The sequence below is a fragment of the Candidatus Thiosymbion oneisti genome (genome assembly GCF_900092655.1).
Lineage (GTDB): Bacteria > Pseudomonadota > Gammaproteobacteria > Chromatiales > Chromatiaceae > Thiosymbion > Thiosymbion oneisti.
This window is the reverse complement of record NZ_FLUY01000574.1, coordinates 1-2,479: the sequence shown is the minus strand read 5'-3', so window position 1 is coordinate 2,479 and position 2,479 is coordinate 1. Positions and strand designations below refer to the sequence as shown.

At 60.8% G+C, this 2,479-nt stretch carries 2 protein-coding genes; one reads left to right on the top strand and one right to left on the bottom strand.

Going from position 1 to position 2,479, the window contains the following annotated elements; translation table 11 throughout:
• Positions 1 to 81: 81 nt before the first annotated feature.
• Positions 82 to 381 carry a Pepco domain-containing protein gene (locus BQ17_RS06135; protein WP_141699132.1) on the bottom strand — a complete coding sequence of 100 codons (300 nt, stop codon included), beginning with the start codon at positions 379 to 381 and terminating at the stop codon, positions 82 to 84.
• Positions 382 to 497: 116 nt separating this feature from the next.
• Here BQ17_RS06135 and BQ17_RS06130 point away from each other — a divergent pair, with 116 nt between their 5' ends.
• Positions 498 to 1,862, top strand: a complete 1,365-nt coding sequence (locus BQ17_RS06130; RefSeq protein WP_256091494.1) for an FtsW/RodA/SpoVE family cell cycle protein — start codon at positions 498 to 500, stop codon at positions 1,860 to 1,862.
• Positions 1,863 to 2,479 lie beyond the last annotated feature (617 nt).

The window sequence follows — 2,479 nt, the reverse complement described above, 5'->3', positions numbered from 1 at the left end:
AACACCGATTGTGATCCGTGTTTATCTGTGTCCATCCGTGGTTCTTCGGTGCGGTTCGTTTGAGAACACCCCCTAGGCTGCTTACCCCCGGCTGAAGGTCAGTCTGATGGCCCCCTTCGCCCCCGCCTTGGCGGTACCGATCAATGCCACGCCCCCCTGGGCGCTTATCTCCAGGCTGACCTCCACTTGGTCCAGCTTGAAGCTACCGACGGCCTTGAGGTCTTGGAAGAGTGAATCCAGTTGGCCGGTCAGCCTGCTGAGAGACCGCTTGAGGGTATCGACATCGATTTCGGCAATCTGTCGTTCAACCTGATCCCCTAAGCCGAGGACGTTTGAAGGGGATTCGGTATCGCCTACCACAACGGGAATTTTGTCTGCCATCTTGTTGGACTCCATAATGAGATACGAAAGCATATTTTGTCCTGATAGGCGCGACCCTGGGTAGTGGTAAATTTTCAAGTGGTCAGCGTAGAGCGGTTCAGTATGGTGCTAAGACGGTGACGGCGGCATCCGCCGGAGGGGTCGGGGTGTGGGAGCTACGGCGGCCGGAGCGGCAATTGCTGGCCGGTTGCCTGCTCTTGGTCGCACTGGGCTTTCTAATGGTACTAGGTTCGGGTCAAGCGGCGGGCCGCCGGCTCGGGCTGTTGGATCTCCTGCCCCTGCTCACCTACGCAGCGAGCCTGCTAGTGATCCATCTGACCCTGGTGCTGTTCCAATTCCGCGGTGATCAGATGCTGCCGGTCGTGGCGGCCTTTCTGTCCGGGCTTGGGCTGCTCGCCCAGTATCGGCTGGGCGCCTTCGAGGGTGCCGATCGGTGGGCAAACGTGCGTTTTATCTTTCCCGGCGGGGTCCTGGTCATGCTGGCGGTCTGTATCGCCGGGATGCGGGGGCGCTATCGGCGGCTCGCCGCGTGGCCCTGGGTCTGGGCGGGGCTGTCCCTGGTCCTCTTGGCGGGCGTGCTGATCACGGGGCAGCGATTCCGCGGCGCTGTTTATGCGCTGGGCTTTATCACACCTACCGAGCTGCTCAAGATAACGGTGCTCCTGTTCCTGGCCGGCCTCATCGACCGGGACGCCAAGGCCCTGGGTAATTGGGGGCACCCGTGGCCGGTACCGCCGTGGCTGATACCGCCGTTCGGGGCACTGCTGCCCCTGCTGGGATTCTGGGCCCTACTGGCGGGACTGCTGTTGCTGCAACGGGACCTGGGGATGTTCATCATCCTCAGCGTCGCCCTCTTGGTGCTGCTGGTCGCCGGTACCGCCCGCTGGGGCTATTTGGTCTACGGTATCCTCGCTGCGACGGGGGTGGGCTATCTGATGCTCACCCTGTTCGCTCACGGGCAAAGACGCATTCAGGCCTGGCAGGCACCCTTCGATGATCCCACCGGCACCGGCTGGCAGATCCTGCAGGGCCTGTCCGGGATGTATTCCGGCGGGCTGTGGGGAGAGGGCTTCGGGCGCGGCAACCCGGAATATACCCCCATCGCCGAGTCGGATTTCATCTATTCGGTGATCGGCGAGGAGCTGGGCTTTTTCGGCTGCGCGGCGGTGGTCGTGTTCTATCTGATCCTCTTCGCACGCGGGCTGCGGATCGCGGGCCGGACCGGCCCTCCATTCGGGATGCTGCTGGGCCTCGGACTGACGACGGTCACCGCGACCCAGACCTTCCTCAATATCGGCGGCGTCACCAAATTCATCCCCTTGACCGGTATCACACTCCCCTTCATCAGCCAAGGTGGAAGCAGTCTGCTCGTCGCCTTTTTCACCCTGGGCTTGATCCTGGCGATCTCGGATGGGGAGGTCGCCAAAACACGCCCGCAGCAAGACAAACCGAAGCGCCGGCGGGGGAGGGCAGACGCTTGAATCCACTCGAAAACATGGCCTTGGCACATCTAATAGCTACCGGTCGCCAGCTACCGGCTTCCAGCTGCGCGGAGGGAAACCCTCTGGTGGTAGGAGCGATTCCGCGGCCTCATCGGAGCCATCGGGTTATTTTCCCATACTCAATCAGACCTGGCTAGAGCGCGAGCGGATAGGGACAGGCCCCGTGCCTGCCCTCGGATAGGGCAATCACAGGGGGGGTGTCCCTAGGTACCCCTGACGTGTTCTTGCGCTGTTTGGATGAAACTACCTAGTCAGGGAGTTTTACGTTCCGCGCCGCTCATTGCAACGAGCTCGCTGCCTGCTCATCCGTTAGCTCCGCAAGCGATGCCGGGAAGCAGGGGGACGCCGACAGGAAGTTACTGTGCTAGACTGCCCGCATACGCATGCAATAATGTCTGCGTGCAATCTAATAAAACTGTTCGGCCGCCAATAGTTGTGTGATACACATTGAGCAAGGGGTGGGTAACCCAATGCCATTAAGTTAAGCGTTACTGGTCGACAAAAAGGAAGAAAAACTATGAATCACGCGAATCCTCACGAAATTGTCATCCCGAACCGAAGGGAGGGATCTTGTTCGCGCCGATTCGCGCGCTTCG